The 17,010-nt window shown below is 62.5% G+C and carries 18 protein-coding genes and 2 pseudogenes; 12 read left to right on the top strand and 8 right to left on the bottom strand.

Annotated elements, in window-relative coordinates; translation table 11 throughout:
- The first annotated feature begins 15 nt into the window (after positions 1-15).
- Genes FHX03_RS05860 through FHX03_RS05870 form a run of 3 tightly spaced genes read left to right on the top strand, consistent with a single transcriptional unit; the run spans position 16 to position 3,954 of the window.
- Positions 16-1,770, top strand: a complete 1,755-nt coding sequence (locus FHX03_RS05860) for a di-heme oxidoredictase family protein (RefSeq protein ID WP_179867087.1) — start codon at positions 16-18, stop codon at positions 1,768-1,770.
- Positions 1,770-2,870, top strand: coding sequence for an imelysin family protein (locus tag FHX03_RS05865; RefSeq protein WP_097624584.1), 1,101 nt, complete (start codon positions 1,770-1,772; stop codon positions 2,868-2,870). The genes FHX03_RS05860 and FHX03_RS05865 overlap by 1 nt, the downstream gene beginning before the upstream one ends.
- Before the next feature lie 4 nt (positions 2,871-2,874).
- Positions 2,875-3,954 carry a DUF1513 domain-containing protein gene (locus tag FHX03_RS05870; RefSeq protein ID WP_097624583.1) on the top strand — a complete coding sequence of 360 codons (1,080 nt, stop codon included), beginning with the start codon at positions 2,875-2,877 and terminating at the stop codon, positions 3,952-3,954.
- Here FHX03_RS05870 and FHX03_RS05875 read toward each other — a convergent pair.
- On the bottom strand, positions 3,951-5,027 hold the full coding sequence (locus FHX03_RS05875; RefSeq protein ID WP_183852873.1) for a DUF2252 family protein: 1,077 nt from the start codon (positions 5,025-5,027) through the stop codon (positions 3,951-3,953). The genes FHX03_RS05870 and FHX03_RS05875 overlap by 4 nt on opposite strands.
- A gap of 232 nt (positions 5,028-5,259) precedes the next feature.
- Here FHX03_RS05875 and FHX03_RS05880 point away from each other — a divergent pair, with 232 nt between their 5' ends.
- The 3 genes from FHX03_RS05880 to guaA all read left to right on the top strand — a co-directional run bounded on the left by FHX03_RS05880 (position 5,260) and on the right by guaA (position 8,019).
- On the top strand, positions 5,260-5,709 hold the full coding sequence (locus FHX03_RS05880) for a PaaI family thioesterase (protein ID WP_003544704.1): 450 nt from the start codon (positions 5,260-5,262) through the stop codon (positions 5,707-5,709).
- The gene (locus tag FHX03_RS05885) at positions 5,706-6,344 is read left to right on the top strand and encodes a 5'-methylthioadenosine/S-adenosylhomocysteine nucleosidase (RefSeq protein WP_097624581.1); all 639 of its coding nucleotides are present in this window, start codon (positions 5,706-5,708) and stop codon (positions 6,342-6,344) included. Before FHX03_RS05880 ends, FHX03_RS05885 begins: the two co-directional genes overlap by 4 nt.
- 112 nt (positions 6,345-6,456) lie before the next feature.
- A complete protein-coding gene (gene guaA / locus FHX03_RS05890) occupies positions 6,457-8,019 on the top strand; it encodes a glutamine-hydrolyzing GMP synthase (RefSeq protein WP_183779054.1) in 1,563 nt (520 codons plus the stop codon).
- 192 nt (positions 8,020-8,211) lie between these two features.
- On the opposite strand, the pseudogene FHX03_RS34980 reads toward guaA, so the two are convergent.
- A pseudogene (locus FHX03_RS34980) lies at positions 8,212-8,420 on the bottom strand (GNAT family N-acetyltransferase); the annotation flags it as partial.
- Positions 8,421-8,483: 63 nt separating this feature from the next.
- The gene (locus tag FHX03_RS05895; protein ID WP_183852875.1) at positions 8,484-9,185 is read right to left on the bottom strand and encodes a helix-turn-helix transcriptional regulator; all 702 of its coding nucleotides are present in this window, start codon (positions 9,183-9,185) and stop codon (positions 8,484-8,486) included.
- Between the two features lie 97 nt (positions 9,186-9,282).
- On the opposite strand from FHX03_RS05895, the gene FHX03_RS05900 reads away from it, so the two are divergent.
- Both FHX03_RS05900 and FHX03_RS05905 read left to right on the top strand, forming a co-directional pair.
- Positions 9,283-9,681: a VOC family protein gene (locus FHX03_RS05900; RefSeq protein WP_097624579.1), complete on the top strand. Its 399-nt coding sequence runs from the start codon at positions 9,283-9,285 to the stop codon at positions 9,679-9,681.
- Positions 9,682-9,770: 89 nt separating this feature from the next.
- Positions 9,771-10,397: a dihydrofolate reductase family protein gene (locus tag FHX03_RS05905; protein ID WP_183852877.1), complete on the top strand. Its 627-nt coding sequence runs from the start codon at positions 9,771-9,773 to the stop codon at positions 10,395-10,397.
- A 25-nt stretch (positions 10,398-10,422) separates the two neighbouring features.
- On the opposite strand, the gene FHX03_RS05910 is transcribed toward FHX03_RS05905, so the two are convergent.
- Both FHX03_RS05910 and FHX03_RS05915 read right to left on the bottom strand, forming a co-directional pair.
- The gene (locus FHX03_RS05910) at positions 10,423-10,968 is read right to left on the bottom strand and encodes a YbhB/YbcL family Raf kinase inhibitor-like protein (RefSeq protein WP_097624577.1); all 546 of its coding nucleotides are present in this window, start codon (positions 10,966-10,968) and stop codon (positions 10,423-10,425) included.
- Between the two features lie 38 nt (positions 10,969-11,006).
- On the bottom strand, positions 11,007-11,861 hold the full coding sequence (locus tag FHX03_RS05915) for a helix-turn-helix transcriptional regulator (protein WP_183852879.1): 855 nt from the start codon (positions 11,859-11,861) through the stop codon (positions 11,007-11,009).
- Positions 11,862-11,964: 103 nt separating this feature from the next.
- Here FHX03_RS05915 and FHX03_RS05920 point away from each other — a divergent pair.
- A pseudogene (locus FHX03_RS05920) lies at positions 11,965-12,238 on the top strand (AbrB family transcriptional regulator).
- Positions 12,239-12,270: 32 nt separating this feature from the next.
- Here the strand turns inward: FHX03_RS05920 and FHX03_RS05925 are convergent.
- The 3 genes from FHX03_RS05925 to FHX03_RS05935 form a co-directional block, all read right to left on the bottom strand.
- Complete coding sequence (locus FHX03_RS05925; protein WP_183852881.1) at positions 12,271-13,266, bottom strand: GlxA family transcriptional regulator; 996 nt, start codon at positions 13,264-13,266, stop codon at positions 12,271-12,273.
- Complete coding sequence (locus FHX03_RS05930) at positions 13,263-13,829, bottom strand: isochorismatase family protein (protein WP_183779042.1); 567 nt, start codon at positions 13,827-13,829, stop codon at positions 13,263-13,265. Before FHX03_RS05930 ends, FHX03_RS05925 begins: the two co-directional genes overlap by 4 nt.
- Before the next feature lie 120 nt (positions 13,830-13,949).
- Positions 13,950-14,846: a LysR family transcriptional regulator gene (locus FHX03_RS05935; RefSeq protein WP_183852883.1), complete on the bottom strand. Its 897-nt coding sequence runs from the start codon at positions 14,844-14,846 to the stop codon at positions 13,950-13,952.
- A 126-nt stretch (positions 14,847-14,972) separates the two neighbouring features.
- Between FHX03_RS05935 and FHX03_RS05940 the strand changes: the two genes are divergently transcribed.
- The 3 genes from FHX03_RS05940 to FHX03_RS05950 are packed head-to-tail and all read left to right on the top strand — an operon-like array spanning position 14,973 to position 17,009.
- Entirely contained in the window at positions 14,973-15,347 is a 375-nt protein-coding gene (locus tag FHX03_RS05940; protein ID WP_183852884.1) for an Atu4866 domain-containing protein, read from the top strand.
- A 47-nt stretch (positions 15,348-15,394) separates the two neighbouring features.
- Entirely contained in the window at positions 15,395-16,237 is an 843-nt protein-coding gene (locus FHX03_RS05945; RefSeq protein ID WP_097624570.1) for an oxidoreductase, read from the top strand.
- A gap of 37 nt (positions 16,238-16,274) precedes the next feature.
- Entirely contained in the window at positions 16,275-17,009 is a 735-nt protein-coding gene (locus FHX03_RS05950; protein WP_097624841.1) for an SDR family oxidoreductase, read from the top strand.
- Position 17,010 lies beyond the last annotated feature (1 nt).

Consider the following 17,010-nt stretch of genomic DNA (forward strand, 5'->3'; position numbering starts at 1 on the left):
GGCCCCGACTCTGAAATGCGATTTGTTACTTCCCTCATTCCTGTGCTCGTCACAGGAATCCAGCCACGGCGCGTCCGCGCCGTGAATGACTCGGTCAGAGGGGAGTCTTCCACGCCCAAGGACTTGGGCGCACTGGATTCCTGTGACATCCCTCGGGCAAAGCCCGAGGAAGCGAATGAGGGCGTTGCAAAGGAAGCGCGCGCCAGCACCCCGGAGCTTACCGCTCGGGCTCATCGCGTCCTCTCAAAACTCCGCCCATGCCTCCGCGTCGCAGCCTACGCCGCCCTTGCCGGAGCACCCGTGGCTTTTGCCTCCGGTTTCGATCTTCCAACCAAACGCACCGACCTTCCCGAAACCGATCTCAAACGCGTCGCCGACGTGACGCGGCCGACTAGCGATTTTTCCAAAGCTGAACAATATGAGGCGATGCAGGCGGGCGGGGCGACCTCGATCGATCCCGTCACCGAAGACAGTTTCTCGCATATTTCGGCCAACATTCCCTTCGAGGAAGAGCAGAATTTCAAGCTCGGCAATGCGCTTTTCCGTAAGCTCTGGGTTTCCTCCCCCTCCTCGACGCAGGCTTCCGATGGGCTCGGCCCTCTCTTCAACGCCCGCTCCTGCATGAGCTGTCACGTCAATGACGGCCGCGGCAAACCGCCGGAAGGGGGTCCAAGCGCCGTCTCGATGTTCCTGCGGCTTTCCCGTGCGGCCGCAACGCCGGAGGAAGAAAAGGCGATCGCAGGCGCGGATATCCTCAATTTCCCCGATCCGGTCTATGGCCATCAGCTGCAGGATCTTGCCGTTCCCGGTCTTGCCGCCGAAGGCCGGATGACGATCCGCTATGATGAGGAGACGGCAACGCTTGGCGACGGCGAAACCGTGTCTCTGCGCCGCCCGCATTATGCGGCGACCAACTTGGCCTATGGACCGCTCGATGCGGCGACGACGATCTCGGCGCGTGTCGCCCCCGCCATGATCGGCCTCGGGCTGATCGAGGCCATTCCCGAGGCAGATATCCTTGCCCATGCCGACCCCGATGATGCCGATGGCGACGGCATTTCGGGCAAGGCGGCGATCGTCCGTGATCACCGCAGCGGCGAGATCGCGCTCGGCCGCTTCGGCTGGAAGGCACAGAACGCCACGGTGCGCGACCAGAATGCCGACGCATTTGCCAATGATATCGGCATCTCGACACCCGACCACCCGGACGCGCATGGTGATTGCACCAAGGCGGAGGAGAAATGCCTCGATCTGCCGACCGGCGTGCAGAAACGGCTGGGCGCGGAAGAAGCGCCGGGCCCCATTCTCGACCTCGTGACCTTCTACTCCGAAAATCTTGCCGTTCCGGCGCGCCGCAAGGCGAGCTTTCCCGAGACGCTGAAGGGCAAACGGATTTTCTATGAAAGCGGCTGCATTTCCTGCCATGTGCCGAAATTCGTCACCCGCCGGGATTCGGCAGACAAGGCGCAGTCCTTCCAACTGATCTGGCCCTATTCCGACTTCCTTTTGCACGATATGGGCGACGGGCTTGCCGACGGGCAGCAAGTCGGTCTTGCAAGCGGACGTGAATGGCGCACGCCACCGCTATGGGGTATAGGACTGACCCGGACTGTCAGCGGACACAGCTTTTTCCTGCATGACGGCCGTGCGCGGGATCTCACCGAGGCGATCCTCTGGCACGGCGGCGAAGCAGACAAGGCCCGCAACGCTTTCTCCTCCCTGTCGAAAGACGACAGGGCGGCCCTGATTACATTCCTGGAGTCACTTTGATGCGCCTTTGGCACCCCCTGCTCTGCCTCACTCTGATCGGCCTTGCCACGTCGGCGGCTGCCCAGACCGCCGCTCCGCCGGCAGGGATGAACGAGGATGCCGTTCCCGCCGTGATGCAACGCGCGGTCGACGAGGTGATCCGCCCCGGCTATCGCAACATGCAGCAGTCCGCCGCCCGGCTGACGACGGCGATGAAGGATCTTTGCGACGGCGGCACCCAGCAGACGCTGGATAAGGCGAAGTCGGCCTTTGACGATACGATCCGCTACTGGTCGATCATCGAAATCGTCCAGACCGGACCTGTTATCCAGGACAATCTCTTCGAACACATCCTGTTCTACCCCGACCGCAAGGGCGTTGGCCTGAAGCAGGTGCAGGCGCTAATCGCCAAGGCCGACCCGAAGGATGCGACGGTCGATGCGATCGCCGGCAAGAGTGTGGCGCTGCAGGGCCTGACGGCGCTGGAATACGTGCTTTACGGCAACGGCTCGGACGATCTGATCAAGCAGAAGGGCGGCTTCCGTTGCCTTTACGGCGCCGCTGTCGCCGGCAATATCCAGCGTGAGGCCGGCGAAGTCGTCGCCGCCTGGGAAAAGCCGGACGGCGTGCAGGCGAGCTGGAAACATCCGGGTCCGCAGAGCAACGATTTCATGGACAATAAGGAAGCCGTGACAGCGCTGCTCGGCATTCTCGTCCACGGCGCCGAGAACGTCCGCGACCAGCGGCTGGAGCAATTCTACAAGGGCAAGGACACCACGCCGCGCCCGCGCATGGCGATCTACTGGCGTTCCAAGAATACCTGGAAATCAATGACCGCCAATATCGACGGCCTGCGCACGCTCTGGCAGAAGGCCGGCATGGCCGAGCTTCTGCCGCCGGACAAACAGGCAGTCGCCGCCTCGATCGACGAAGACTTCAAATCGCTGCTCGACAGCGTGCCGAAACTCAACCCCGATATAGACGCCGCCACAAGCGATGCGGAAAAGGCCAAGCTCGACACGCTTTTGGCCGAAAGCCGTGATCTGATCACTAGGATCAGCGACGAATATGGCGCCGCAATCGGCCTCTCGGCCGGCTTTTCCTTTTCAGACGGGGACTGAAGCGATGACGCGAACAACTGCTATCGACCGACGCGGTTTCGTCAAGGCCGCCGGACTCGGCTTCCTTGCGAGTTTGGCGCCGAAGTCGCTGATGGCCCTGGAGCGGGCCGATGCAGTTTATGCCTCGGGCATTCGCGCTGCCGACGGCTCCTTTGCCGTTGCCACCGTGACGGAGCGCGGCGAGATCGTCGACCAGGTCAAGCTTCCCGCCCGGGCCCACGGCATGGCGTTCAGCGCCGTCTCCGGCAGGACCGTCGCTTTCGCCCGCCGGCCCGGCACCTATGCCATGATCTTCGACCCCTGGCACAGGAGCGAGCCGATCGTCATCAGCGCCAGGGTAGACCGGCATTTCTATGGCCACGGCGCCTTTTCTCCCGACGGTCGTTTTCTCTACGCCAGCGAAAACGACTTCGACGGCAATCGCGGTATGATCGGCATCTACGACGCCGGCAACCGCTTCACCCGCATCGGCGAATACGAGACCTATGGCATCGGTCCGCACGATATGACGGTTTCCGATGACGGAGGCCTTCTGATCGTCGCCAATGGCGGCATCGAGACGCATCCGGATTTCGGCCGCACCAAACTCAATCTCGGGGAGATGCAGCCGTCGCTGGCGCTGATCGATGCGGCGACCGGGGCGCTTGTCGAAAAACATGTGCTGCCGGCGCAATGGGCGGAGCTTTCCACCCGCCACGTCGATCTCGACGACAAGGGCCGCATCTGGTTTGCCTGCCAATACGAAGGTCACCGCAAGGATTTACCGCCGCTCGTCGGCCATTTCGCCAAGGGCGAAGAGCTTTCCTTCATCGACCTGCCGGAGCAGACGACGCGCAGGCTGGCTAATTACGTTGGTGCGATTGCCGTCAACCGCAGCGAGGGCATCGTCGGCATCACCTCGCCGAAGGGCGGCGCCTCGGTGACCCTCGACGCAAGGACGGGCAAGGTCCTGGCCGAGACGATCATTCCGGACGCGGCCGGCATCGCCCCGGCCAAAAGCGGCTTTGCCGTCTCCTCCTACGACGGCGATTTCCTGTCGACCCGCAGCGACGTCGCATGGGACCAGCATATCGTGCGGATTTAGCCGCCGCGCGAATAGGCTTTCTGCTCGGCACTGACGCTTGAGGCGGCGGCCCTGGCCGCCTCATGCAGCCATTCGTTTCCCCGCGTCTTGATATCCTGGAGAATCCTCGCTGTCGCAGCCGCATCGTTGGAATGGCAATTGGCGATCTCGAAACCCATCAATTCGAGCATCGTCGGCGAAAGCAGGATGTCGGAGTGGCGGTCGATTTCGATCTTACAGCTGTTCGGCGAGAGCCGGCGCACGAGGATGCGGCCGGAAATCTGGTAATGCGGATCGACGCACCGCGCCCGCCCATTGGCGATCTCTCCCACATGGATCGCCATGTCCTGTGGTCTGTGGCGAAGCGACCAGGCGGACGGCATCAGCGCCTTGGCCTCACGCAGCACCGGCCCGCCCTGCCATTCCGCATAGGCGACGAAACGCGGCCGGCCGAGGCTGCCGGTGCCGCCGCTGCGCGGCTTCGCCACGAAAGGTCCCGAACCGGGCGGCAGTGCAGCTGCGAGCGCCTTGGCATAAGCGGATGGCGGCGGCTCGCGTCCGGGAAGCAGCATTTCATATTTCTCCCAAAACTCCCGGCGTTCGGAATTCGGCAGCATCAGCGCCTTGCGCAGCCACTTGTGATCCCGCTCGAGAATGACGGGCAGTGGATTTTCAAGGCCCCTGCGATAGCCGCTGAGGATCAACTCGCCGATCATCCGAACCGAGGGACCATCCTCGCCGCGCGCCAGGATGGCGCTTGCCGCAAGGCGAACGAGATCCAGCGCATAGGGCATCACAGCCGCATCGTCGAAATCATTGACGCCCCAGACGAGCCGGCCTTCGCCATCGCGCCAAGTGCCGAAATTCTCCAGATGCGTATCGCCGATCGCCAGCACTTCGGGCGCGCGGCCAAGCTCCGGGCAGATATCGAGGATGGTCTCGCACCAACGCCAATAGGTGGCCCGCAGGAAGACGAAGCCGCCGCTGCGCATCTTCTCGTGCTTCTCAAGAAGATCCTCCTTGACGAGATCGCCGCCGAGTTCGCCCGCCAGCCAGGTCTCGAAATTGCGGACCGATTGCGATATCGTCGTCATGCGCCGGCGCTCCGTTCTTTCGAGACATGACGCGGAGAATACGCGCTGAGCGCGAAGCTGCAATCGTCTTCGCACCGGCTTGCATCACCCGCTTGCATGGCGACGGAAAGACGAAAGGTTGCCCCGGCGACACGGCCGCAGCTTTCCATCGGCGCTGAGACCGATTTCAGCAATGTGCAGCTTGTCGAATCCGGCCCGCCATGCCACTTTCCCGGCTGCAAGAGGGGCAGACATGAGCGAGACTGACAGGGGCGATTTCCGCGCGCGAATCCGCCGCAATTTTGCGCGGCAGGCAGCGATGGAGACGATCGGCGCGGAGCTGACGCGCGTCGAGCACGGCGTCGTTGAGATCGAGCTTCCCTTCGACGTCAAACTGACACAGCAGCACGGCATCTTGCACGCAGGTATCATTTCTGCAGCGCTCGATTCAGCCTGCGGCTTTGCCGCCTACAGCGTCATCGACCCCGAAGCCTCGATCCTGACGATCGAATTCAAGGTCAATCTCATGTCGCCGGGGCGTGGCGATCGTTTCCTGTTCCGCGGGGAAATTACCAAACCCGGCTCCACCATCATCGTCGCCGACGGGCGAGGCTACGCGATCAGCGACGGGCCGGCGAAACTCATCGCCTCCATGACCGGAACGATGATGGTGATCCGCGGTAGAGAAGGGATTACGGGATGAAATTCGAGTTGAAGTCGGTCGCGGGAAAATCCATGCTGTTCGTCATGGCGGCGGAGGCCGAATACGGCCCCTTCCTGCGGTCGCGGATCGAACCCTTGATGACCGGCGTCGGCCCGGTCGAGGCGGCGGTCGCGCTGACCAAGACGCTGGCGCGGCTGGATGCCGCCGACGACCTGCCGGATCTCGTGGTTTCGCTGGGCTCGGCCGGCTCCGCCAAACTGGAGCAGACGGAAATCTATCAGGTAACCTCGGTTTCCTACCGCGACATGGACGCTTCGCCGCTCGGCTTCGAAAAGGGCCGCACGCCCTTTCTCGACCTGCCGGCAACGCTTGAGCTGCCGCTGCGCATTCCGGGCATTGCCGAAGCAAGCCTTTCGACAGGCGGCAATGTCATCTCGGGCACCGCCTATAGCGCCATCGACGCCGACATGGTCGACATGGAGACCTATGCGGTGCTGCGCGCCTGCCAGGGCTACAAGCTGCCGCTGATCGGCCTTCGCGGCATTTCCGACGGCGCGGTCGAGCTGCAGCACATCTCGGGCTGGACGGAATATCTGCACATCGTCGACCGCAAGCTCTCCTACGGCGTCGACAGCCTGTTCACGGCGCTGGAGGACGGGGTTTTCTGGTTCTGACCGCTCGAAAGCGCCGCGCGTCAGCTGCGCGGGGGACAATCGGAACAATAAAAACCCGACGCCGCCGATTTCCCGGATTGCAAGGCGAAGCGCTTTTCATTAAAGCCTCGCCATGACCCAGACAGCACATCCCGACTCCGTTCTCATCGTCGATTTCGGCAGCCAGGTGACCCAGCTCATCGCACGACGCGTGCGCGAGGCCGGCGTCTATTGCGAGATCGTTCCGTTCCAATCGGCCGAAGAGGGCTTCCAGCGCCTCCAGCCGAAAGCCGTGATCCTGTCCGGCAGCCCGGCCTCCACGGTCGACGAGGGGTCGCCGCGAGCGCCGCAGATCATCTTCGACAGCGGCCTGCCGGTCTTCGGCATCTGCTATGGCCAGCAGACGATGTGCATGCAGCTCGGCGGCAAGGTCGAGAGCGGCCATCACCGCGAATTCGGCCGCGCCTTCCTCGACGTCGACAAGGACTGCCAGCTGTTCGAGGGCCTCTGGTCCTCCGGCTCGCGCCATCAGGTGTGGATGAGCCATGGCGATCGCGTCACGGCGCTGCCTGACGGTTTCGAGGTGGTTGCCACCTCCTCCAACGCCCCCTACGCCTTCATCGCCGACGAGAAGCGCAAATATTACGGCGTGCAGTTCCACCCCGAGGTCGTGCACACACCCGACGGCGCAAAGCTGATCGGCAACTTCATTCATAACATTGCCGGCATCAAGGGCGACTGGTCGATGTCGGCCTATCGCCAGAAGGCGGTCGACGAGATCCGCAAGCAGGTGGGCGACAAGCGCGTCATCTGCGCGCTTTCGGGCGGCGTCGACAGTTCGGTCGCCGCACTCCTGATCCACGAGGCGGTCGGCGATCAGTTGACCTGCATCCTCGTCGACCACGGCCTGATGCGCAAGGACGAGGCGGCCAATGTCGTCGCCATGTTCCGCGAGCATTACAATCTGCATCTCTTGCATGTCGACGCTTCCGACCGCTTCATCGGCGAGCTCGAAGGCGTCAGCGACCCGGAAACCAAGCGCAAGATCATCGGCCGGCTGTTCATCGAAACTTTCGAGGAAGAGGCGAAGAAGCTCGGCGGCGCCGATTTCCTCGGCCAGGGTACACTCTATCCTGATGTGATCGAGAGCGTTTCCTTCACCGGCGGCCCGTCGGTGACGATCAAGTCGCACCACAATGTCGGCGGCCTGCCGGAGCGCATGAAGATGCAGCTCGTCGAGCCGCTTCGCGAACTCTTCAAGGACGAGGTGCGCGCGCTCGGCCGCGAGCTCGGCCTGCCCGACAGCTTTATCGGCCGCCACCCCTTCCCCGGCCCCGGCCTTGCCATCCGCTGCCCCGGCGGCATCAGCCGCGAGAAGCTGGAAATCCTGCGCGAAGCCGATGCGATCTATCTCGACGAAATCCGCAAGGCCGGCCTCTACGACGCCATCTGGCAAGCCTTCGCCGTGCTGCTCCCCGTCCAGACCGTCGGCGTGATGGGCGACGGACGCACCTATGAATTCGTCTGCGCACTGCGCGCTGTCACCTCCGTCGACGGCATGACCGCGGATTTCTACCACTACGACATGGAATTCCTCGGCCGCGCCGCCACGCGCATCATCAACGAGGTGCGTGGCATCAACCGCGTGGTCTATGACGTCACCTCGAAGCCGCCCGGCACGATCGAGTGGGAGTGATTTTGGCCTATCCGAACGCCGCCGATAGCGCGCCAAAACCCTTAATAACGTACTGAAAAAGCAATAAATCATCTGCCATCTATCGCCGTCTATCGCGGGGCAAGCCCCGGAATAGACGGTCGATGGCCGGCCGCCGCGCAACAAGCGTGAACTGGTGGCTCTGCTCCACAAGGCGACAGGCCTGAACGACCGTCAGAGAAGACCCTTGCCCTTGAGATCAACGGCGAAGGTGGCGAGCGGCACAAGCGTAAGCGGCTGGCTTTCCAGCGGCTGGGCCCCATAGCTGACATGCCATTGGGCTGCGCGCTCGCCCTTTGCGTCGATAATCAGCAGAACGCCGCCTGCTTCGGACGCGATCCGCAGGCAGCGAAGCGCCGCGGCGCGAGGAGCTGTCCACCTAAACTAGGCTCGGATCGCAACCGATATCTCTGTAGCGGGCCATCTGCCCCGGCGGCTCCCGGCGATCAGTGGTCGGACCGGGAGGGCTGCTCCTCGCGCCACCGCTCCCAGCGGCGACGCAAGTCGCCTTTCCTTAGGCCGTTGCTCGCCTCCAGCACTTCGATCTTAAGCATGCGATCGGTTCGGAAATGACGGAAGTCCTGCCGTAATTCGCACCACGCGACAATCAGGCACGTTGCTTCACTGTAGCCGAGGATGACCGGCCACACGATCCGCTCAGTCTCCTCCCCAGTATCGGATCGATACCGCAGGCGAAGCTTCCGATCTTCACGGATCGCATGGCGCAGTTCGTTCGTATCGACCGTGTGTGTCGGGGTGATCGTGCCAGGCTTTGCTCCAACGCTTGGCTCAGCGATGTATGGACGTAGCCTTTCGGGGATAACGGCTGCGATCTTGCTCACTACGTCCCGTGCGGCTGCGGATAACGCCTTATCGCCGCGTCCTGCGACCCATTGTACACCCAGCACGATCGCCTTGATCTCGTCGGGCGTCAGCATCAGAGGCGGCATGTCATAGGTAGGGTCGAGCAAATAACCGAAGCCGGCCTCTCCGACGATGGGGACCCCTTGGCCGATCAGGTCGGCGATATCGCGGTACACCGAGCGCCTGGACACTTCGATCTCTTCGGCGATTGCCGCGGCAGTCACCGGCCGGTTCGTCCGGCGCAGGATCTGAATGATCTGAAACAGACGATCGGCTTTTCGCATAACTGCTGACTCCTGTTGCCATAATGCTGGCAACAGGCCTGTGCGACAAGGCCTGAGCGACGTGGCGCGCGTTTGCGGTCTTCTGGAAGGAAAAGTCATGAAATTTGCCTCAACCCGGCTGATTGCCGGCAATATCAAGGCTGTGGTCGGCTTCTACGAGATGGTCACCGGACAATCGGCCGAGTGGTTGGCGCCGGTTTTCGCCGAGATCGTCACCCCTTCGGCGGCGCTCGCCATTGGCAGCATGGAAACCGTACCGCTGTTCAAAGAAGGTAGCGCCGAGGCCGGCGCCAACCGAACGGCGATCATCGAGTTCATGGTGGATGACGTCGACGCAGAATATGCACGGCTGAAGGATAGGGTCGAAGTTGTTCATGAGCCTAAACTGATGCCGTGGGGCAATCGGTCGGTGCAGTTCCGCGATCCGGAAGGCACGCTTGTCGCGTTGTTCATGCCGTTCACGGATTCGGCAAAGCAGCGCTTTGCGTCGCGATAGGCGCGGCCCTGACACTTAATATGATCGGGTAATGTCGGATCTTCCCGGTCCGGTTCGTCCTTGGGCCAAAGCCCAACGAGGAGAACGCCATGAGAGACCTGATCCTGAAAATGTCCATATCGGTCGATGGTTTCGTCAGTGATCTGGATGGCCGGAACACATGGATGTTCGGCGCCGATCAGGAGGCGAAGAATTGGAGCGTGGAATATATAGGGAAAGCCGGCCTGCACATCATGGGCAGCCGCAGCTTCCTTGCCATGGCCCCCTTCTGGCCGACGTCCACCCTGGCCTTCGCGCCACCGATGAACCAGATCCCCAAGGCCGTCTTCTCACGACAGGGGCCGGCGATCCTCGGCAAGGTGGCGGCGACGCTCGATGACATCGGCGCCAAGGCGGGAACCGGACAATCTCCAGGGCTGCAGCCCGGCGCGGAAAGCTGGGCGGAGGCACATGTGGCAGGCGGAAACCTCGCGGAAGAAATCGCGACGCTGAAAGCCGAGGAGGGCAAACCGATCATCGCCCATGGCGGCGTGAGCTTTGGCCGCAGCCTGATCGCCGAGGGACTGGTCGATCAGTTCGCCCTGCTTGTGATCCCCGTGGCGCTCGGCAAAGGCCTGCCGTTATTCTCCGAGCTCACCGCGCCGAAGCCTCTCAAGCTGATGAGCTCGAAGGCTTTTCCAGGCGGCGCGGTGGCGCAGATCTATCGGCCAGCCTGAACTGGTCGCCGGAGGTCAGCCGGCTTCAGCGGCCGTAGGTCACCTCGATGGAGGCCTTGGCGAGCGTATTTGCCCTGACATAGAAACCAACCATGGCCCCGGGCGCGGTCTCGGGAAGCGGCAGCTTGTCGACCGAGAGCGCGTAGATGGTGAACTGGTAGTGGTGCGGCGCATCGCCGGCCGGCGGGCATGCGCCGCCATATCCTGACGTAGCGAAGTCGGTGTGGCCTTCCACGGCACCCGTTGGAAGTTTTTTCTCACCGCTGGCGCCAGTGGCGATTTTCGAGACATTTGCGGGAATGTTGAAGACAGACCAGTGCCACCAGCCCGAGCCGGTCGGAGCATCCGGATCGTAAGCCATGACCGCAAAGCTCTTGGTTCCCTCGGGTGCAGCCGACCAAACGAGTTCCGGCGAGATGTTGCTGCCCGCGCAACCAAAGCTGTTGAAGACCTGCGCATCAGCCATGGACTTGCCTGAAGTCAGATCTTTCGAGGTGAGTTTCATTTCGGCCTGGGCGGCCGTGGCGCCAAAGACGGACGCGGCGAGAAGGACTGCTGTTATGAGACGCATGCTGTTTTCCTGCGGTTGATGACGCCGGAAAACTACCGTCAGCGAGTCAGTGCATCTGCCCCGCTATGCTCAACTTCTGCCCCGATCCGTTCAAAATGCTCGGAACCACTGCGCACGTGGCGCGGACTGACGCCGAACCGCTCTTTGAAACGCGCCGAAAATTGAGAGGGTGAATCGTAGCCGACCTCAAGCGCGACCTGCGCCATCGGCAGCGTCGTCGTATGAATGAGCCCCAGCGCCCGGTTCATTCTCGTATCGCTCAGGATCTCGCTGAAGCCGGTATTCTCCGCGGCCAGCCTGCGCCTCAGTGTCGCTTCGCTCATGTTGAACGAACGCGCCGCATGCGCCAATGTCCAATCAAAGGCCGGATCGCTTTCGATCATCTGCCGCAGCCGATCCTCAAGCCGAGGACTCTGGCCTTCACCCAGCACCGCACCGCAGAGCGCAAACCAGGTGACGAGTTCCATCAGCCTGGCCCTGGCAATGGCGCCAGGAAGCCTCGCCAGGTTGCCGGGCTGACAGCAATAGTCAAACAATACGGCGGCTTCTTCCGGGAAGCTCGAGGTGCTTGCCGGAAGCGGCCGCGAGGGAACGGCGATTGGCCCCATCCTCGCATAGGCATCCTCGAACAACTGTCTCGGAACGGGAAGTGCTACGGTCTGATAGTTTCGCGGCGCCTTCGGAATGTTCTCCATCGTCAATGGCTGATAGTCGGGCAGCAAGCCGTATGCGCCGGCCTCAAGGCGCAAAGGCCTGTCATCCGCCATGATGATCTTAGTTCCCGATTGCACTTGGAACAAAATGGGGCTCGTATTGACGAGACGATAAAAACAGGCTCGCCCACCCTGGCGGATCAAGGCCCTGGTCGGAACGGGAAAGACTTCGTCCAGCATAGCTTCTCCGGCAAAAGGGCGCGCGCCTCGCCCGGATCGTGATCCTTGGGTATCGCGGCCCACCTGTCTATCTTATGTTCGTCTTCCAAACGGGACCAAACCGATGGCCCGCGCTGAAAACCTCATTACCACCGTATCGACCAAAGGACAGGTCATACTTCCCAAAAGTGTGCCAACGGCGGGAATGGAAGGCGGGAACTCGTCTCATTGTCGAGAAAAACCCGGACGGTGTGCTGCAAAGGCAAGCGCCCGCCTTCGCGCTGACGCAGGCAGACGACGTGTTCAGCACGCTTCCCTTCAATGGCGAGCCGAAAACCCTGGAAGAGATGGAAGCCGGCATCCTGGCGGAAGCCCTGCGTTCCCATGATCGCGATTGATACGATCTCATCGCCCGATACCTGACAGACGATCACAGCCTTGATCGCGCCGTGCTCGGCGGGCTTTCATGCAAGCGGTTCCAGGCGCGGCGTAGCTGCCGCGCCGAGCCGAAGCCGGCGCGCATTGCGACCGCCTCCATGTCCAGCCGCGAACCGGCGAGCATCTCGCGGGCGAGCGCCACGCGCATACGATTGACGAAATCCGTGACGCTCATGCCTGTCTGTTCGTTGAACAGCCGCGAGAGGTTGCGGGGGCTGGCGCCGCTGAGGCGTGCAAGTGCTGCGACCGACCAGTCCTGAGCCGGATCGGCCACCACTGCGTCCTGCACACGATGAATGACCGGATGGATATGGTTTCGGCCTTCAAGCCAGGGTGAAAGCTGCGGGTCCGAGCCGCCGCGCCTGAGATAGACGACGAGATATCGCGCCACCGCGACAGCGCATGCGTGGCCCGCCGCTTCGGCGACGATATGCAACATGAGGTCGATGCCGGCGGTGATGCCGGCGCTCGTCAGGCGCTCTCCGTCCTCGACATAAAGCCGATTCTCCCGGACACGCGCCGTGGGCGCGAGCCTGATCAGATCTTCCATGCAGCCGTGATGAGTGGTGCAGTCGCAATCGTCGAGCATTCCCGCCTCGGCGGCGAGCAATGCGCCCGAACAGATCGAGGCCAGGCGAATTCCCGGACGAATGGCACGTCTCAGCCATTCGACGATGGCAGCATCGGCGCATTCCCGTTCGCTATGCTCGAGGCCGTTTTCCATCGGGGCGTCGGCGCTGCCGGCAATGACGACAAGCGCGCCATCCGGCAATCGCTCCGGCAGCGGAGCAACGCCGGTAACGGCAAGAGCTATCGAGCTGCCGACCGTCGACGACGGACCGATATAGGTGACGGTAAAGCGCACCCTGTTCTGTTCGAGGTTGGCCTTACGCAGCACCTCGATCGGGCCGGCCACGTCGAGCAGCAGAACGCGCGGCGGGACGACGACGAAAACCGGGATATCGAGGGGCTGCGCAGAGTCGGTCATGCGGCGAGCAGCTCCCCACGGCCTGTCAGTGCCTGTTCGACGGTCGCGATCCGCGCGAAGCGACCGGAGAGAACAAGTTCGGTTCGGTCCCGGATTTCCCTGGCGCTCCAGCTACGTCCGATAGCGTCGGTCATCGGGAATGTCAGGGTCGCTTCGCCGACATAATCGACCTGATAGCCGAGATCCGAGGCGTGACGCGTCGTGGTCTCGCAGCATTGTTCGGTGCGGATGCCGGAGACGAGGAGACGGCGGACGCCATTCTCGGTCAGCCACACGTCGAGCCCCGAACCGACGAGAGCGCTATGGCGGCTCTTCCTGAAGGTCGCCTTCGGGGCGATCCGGAGTGGGGCGAGCGTTCTGACGAGCCCGGAGCTTTCGGAGAACGGCCCGTTTCCATCGACATGAAAGATCTGAATGACAGTTATGCCGCGGGCTTCCGCGCCGTCGATCAAAGCCTGCTGGCGATCGATATAGGCGGAGGCGAGGTCTTCATCCCAATAATCACGGTGCCTGAAGGATTCCTGGGCGTCGATGACGAGAAGAACGGTATCATGATCGGACATTTTTTGCTCCTTCGAGATTGATCATGACGCCATACTCCGCGATTTGAAAGCAGAGCGAAATGCACGCCGCGGACAAAGAGCGGACAATTCACGCCAATAGCTGCTTTCAGCGGCAGGCGACTAACGCCTGGCGGACGTCCTGATATGATCGACCAAGGCCCGCAGCTTCAGCGGCTGCCGCTGGCGCCTGGGATAATAGAGATAGAAGCCCGGAAACGGCGGACAGAAATCTTCGAGCAGCGGCACGAGTTCGCCGCGTTCGACATAGGGCTGAAAGGTTTCCACCATGCCGAAGGTGATCCCGGCGCCGGCGCAGGCCATGCGGATCATCATGCCCATGTCGTTGGTCGTAACGGCGGGATCGACGGAGACCTCGAAATCGCGGCCATTTTCGGTGAATTCCCAGCGATAGGGCGCCGTATCGGGACGCGGCCGCCAGCCGATGCAGCAATGACCCTGCAGCTCGCCGGGATGGCGCGGACGGCCGCGGCGGTCGAGGTAGGCGGGGGATGCCACGGCATATTGCCTCTGCCGCTCGGAGACCGAGATTGCAATCATATCCTGCTCGATCACCTCGCCGAGCCGGACGCCCGCATCGAAGCCGGCCTCGACGATATCGAATTCGTCGTCGGTAATGGTGATATCGAGTTTGATCTCAGGGCAGGCCTCGATGAAGCCGGCCAGCAAGGTGCCAGACAGAAAACTCTCGGCGATCGACGAGACGGTGATCCTGAGCAGGCCGCTCGGGCGCGCCTGCATTTCCCGCAGCGTCTGCATCGCATCCCTGACCTGCCGCACAGACGGGCGAACTGCCTCGAAGAACACTTCGCCGGCCTCGGTCAGGCTGACGCTGCGCGTCGTGCGTTGGACGAGCGCAACGCCGAGGCGATCCTCCAGGCGCTGCAAAGCCTGGCTGACGGCGGAGCGGGTGACGCCAAGCCGCTCGGCGGCGAGGCGGAAGTTGCGCGCCTCCGCCACCGCAAGAAAGACCGAAATGCCTTCGAGATCATCGACCATTGGTTAGTATTTCTAACCATGGCATCCCGGATTGGCAACTTAATCACGTCGACCAAGGAGACTATCTTCCTCTCGAGGCCAAGCAAGGCAGTGTTCATGGACAGGCCTCTTTCGAAGAGAAGACCGATGCGAAACATTTCAGCCAGACCTGTTCTGCTTCTTTCCGCCGCAACCACCTTGACCGGCACGGCGATCGGTTGGGCAGCCGCGGATGGTCTCAACGCCGGGCAATCCGTGCGTCAACAAACAAGCGAGGACATGATGCAACAACATCCCTATGTCGGCATGTGGGTCACGGATGATGGCCGTGTGCGCCACGAACTTCTGGCTGATGGGCGCTACGACGAAGCTCGCGGCAGCCGGGAAAGCGCCTATCGAGGCCGCTACGAAGTCACCGGAAGCCACATGGAATACTGGGACGACACCGGCTTCACCGCCGACGGCGATTTTGCCGACGGCAACACACTCCATCATGGCGGCATGGTGTTTCGCCGCAAATAATACATCACTCGGGATAAGGCCGTTTCCGGCCGGAAAGGACGACAATCATGTCTTCCATCACACCCATCTGGTTCATAACGGGCGCCTCGTCCGGCCTCGGCCGGGCGCTTGCCGAAACGGTTCTCGCCCGGGGCTGGCGCGCCGCCGTTACCGCACGCAGACCCGAAGCCTTGAAAGATCTCACGGCAGCACACGGCGACCGCGCCCTTGCTCTCGCGCTCGATGTGACGGATGCCCGCTCCGTCGCCCGCGCGGTCCAGGACGCCGAAGCGCATTTCGGCGCGATCGGCGTGCTCGTCAACAATGCCGGTTACGGCTACCTCTCGGCGATCGAAGAGGGCGAAGAAACCGAAATACGCGCCCAGTTCGAGACCAATGTCTTCGGCTTGATCGCCGTTACCAAACACGTCCTGCCGGGCATGCGCTCGCGCCGTCGGGGGCATATCTTCAACGTCTCTTCGCTCGGCGGGCTCGTCGCCTTCGCCGCGACCGGCTACTACCATGCCACTAAGTTCGCGGTCGAAGCCCTGTCGGAGTCGCTTTTCCATGAGGTCAAACCGCTCGGCATCGATGTGACGATCCTCGAGCCCGGCGCCTTCCGCACGGATTGGGCCGGTCGGTCGATGGTCGAATCCAGGACTGTTATCGACGACTATGCCGAGACATCGGGCAAACGGCGCCAGGCCACCCGTTCGGTCTCCGGCAAGCAGCCAGGCGATCCGGCGCGCGCCGCAGCCGCGATCATATCGGCATTCGAGGCGGACGAGCCGCCACTGCGGCTGTTGCTCGGCGCGCCTGCCCTGAAGATCGCCCGCGAACGGCTCGATGCGCTGCGGGTAAATTTCGACGCCTGGGCAGAGACGACGCTCAGCGCCGATTTCCCCAGCTGATCGCCCAGAAAACACTCATCGAAAAATGGAGCTTGAAATGTCGAAGATCGAAGGAAAAGTCGTTGCCATCACTGGAGCCAGCAGCGGCATCGGAGAGGCTGCGGCAAGGGTGCTGGCTGCCGCAGGCGCCCATATCGTGATCGGCGCGCGCCGCACCGAGCGGTTGCAGGCGCTTGCCGGCGAAATCGAAGCCAAGGGGGGAATGGTGCGCCTGCGAAAACTTGATGTCACCGACCGTTCCGAGGTCGAGGCCTTTGCCGGTTTTGCCAGATCGGAATTCGGCCGGCTTGACGTCTTCGTCAACAATGCCGGGGTCATGCCGCTCTCGCCGTTCGACGCTCTCAAAGTCGAGGAATGGGACCGGATGGTCGACGTCAACATCAAGGGCGTTCTCTACGGCATCGCCGCAGCCCTGCCGATCATGAAGGCGCAGGGATCAGGGCAGATCGTCAACCTGTCTTCGATCGGCGGCCACAGTGTCTCGCCGACGGCCGCCGTCTATTGCGCGACGAAATTCGCAGTCCGTGCGATCTCGGACGGGCTGCGGCAGGAGACCGATCGCATCCGCGTCACCGTCATTTCTCCCGGCACGACGACCTCGGAACTGGCCGAGACGATCACCGATCCGACCGCGCGGGACGCCATGAAGGCGTTCAGAGCGGTCACGATCAGCCCGGAGGCCGTCGCCAATTCGATCCTCTACGCCATCAGCCAGCCCGATGACGTCGATGTCAGCGAGATCATCATCCGACCGACGGCGAGCCCGTATTGAG

Origin of the sequence: Rhizobium sp. BK456 (genome assembly GCF_014194045.1) — a bacterium.
GTDB lineage: Bacteria > Pseudomonadota > Alphaproteobacteria > Rhizobiales > Rhizobiaceae > Rhizobium > Rhizobium redzepovicii.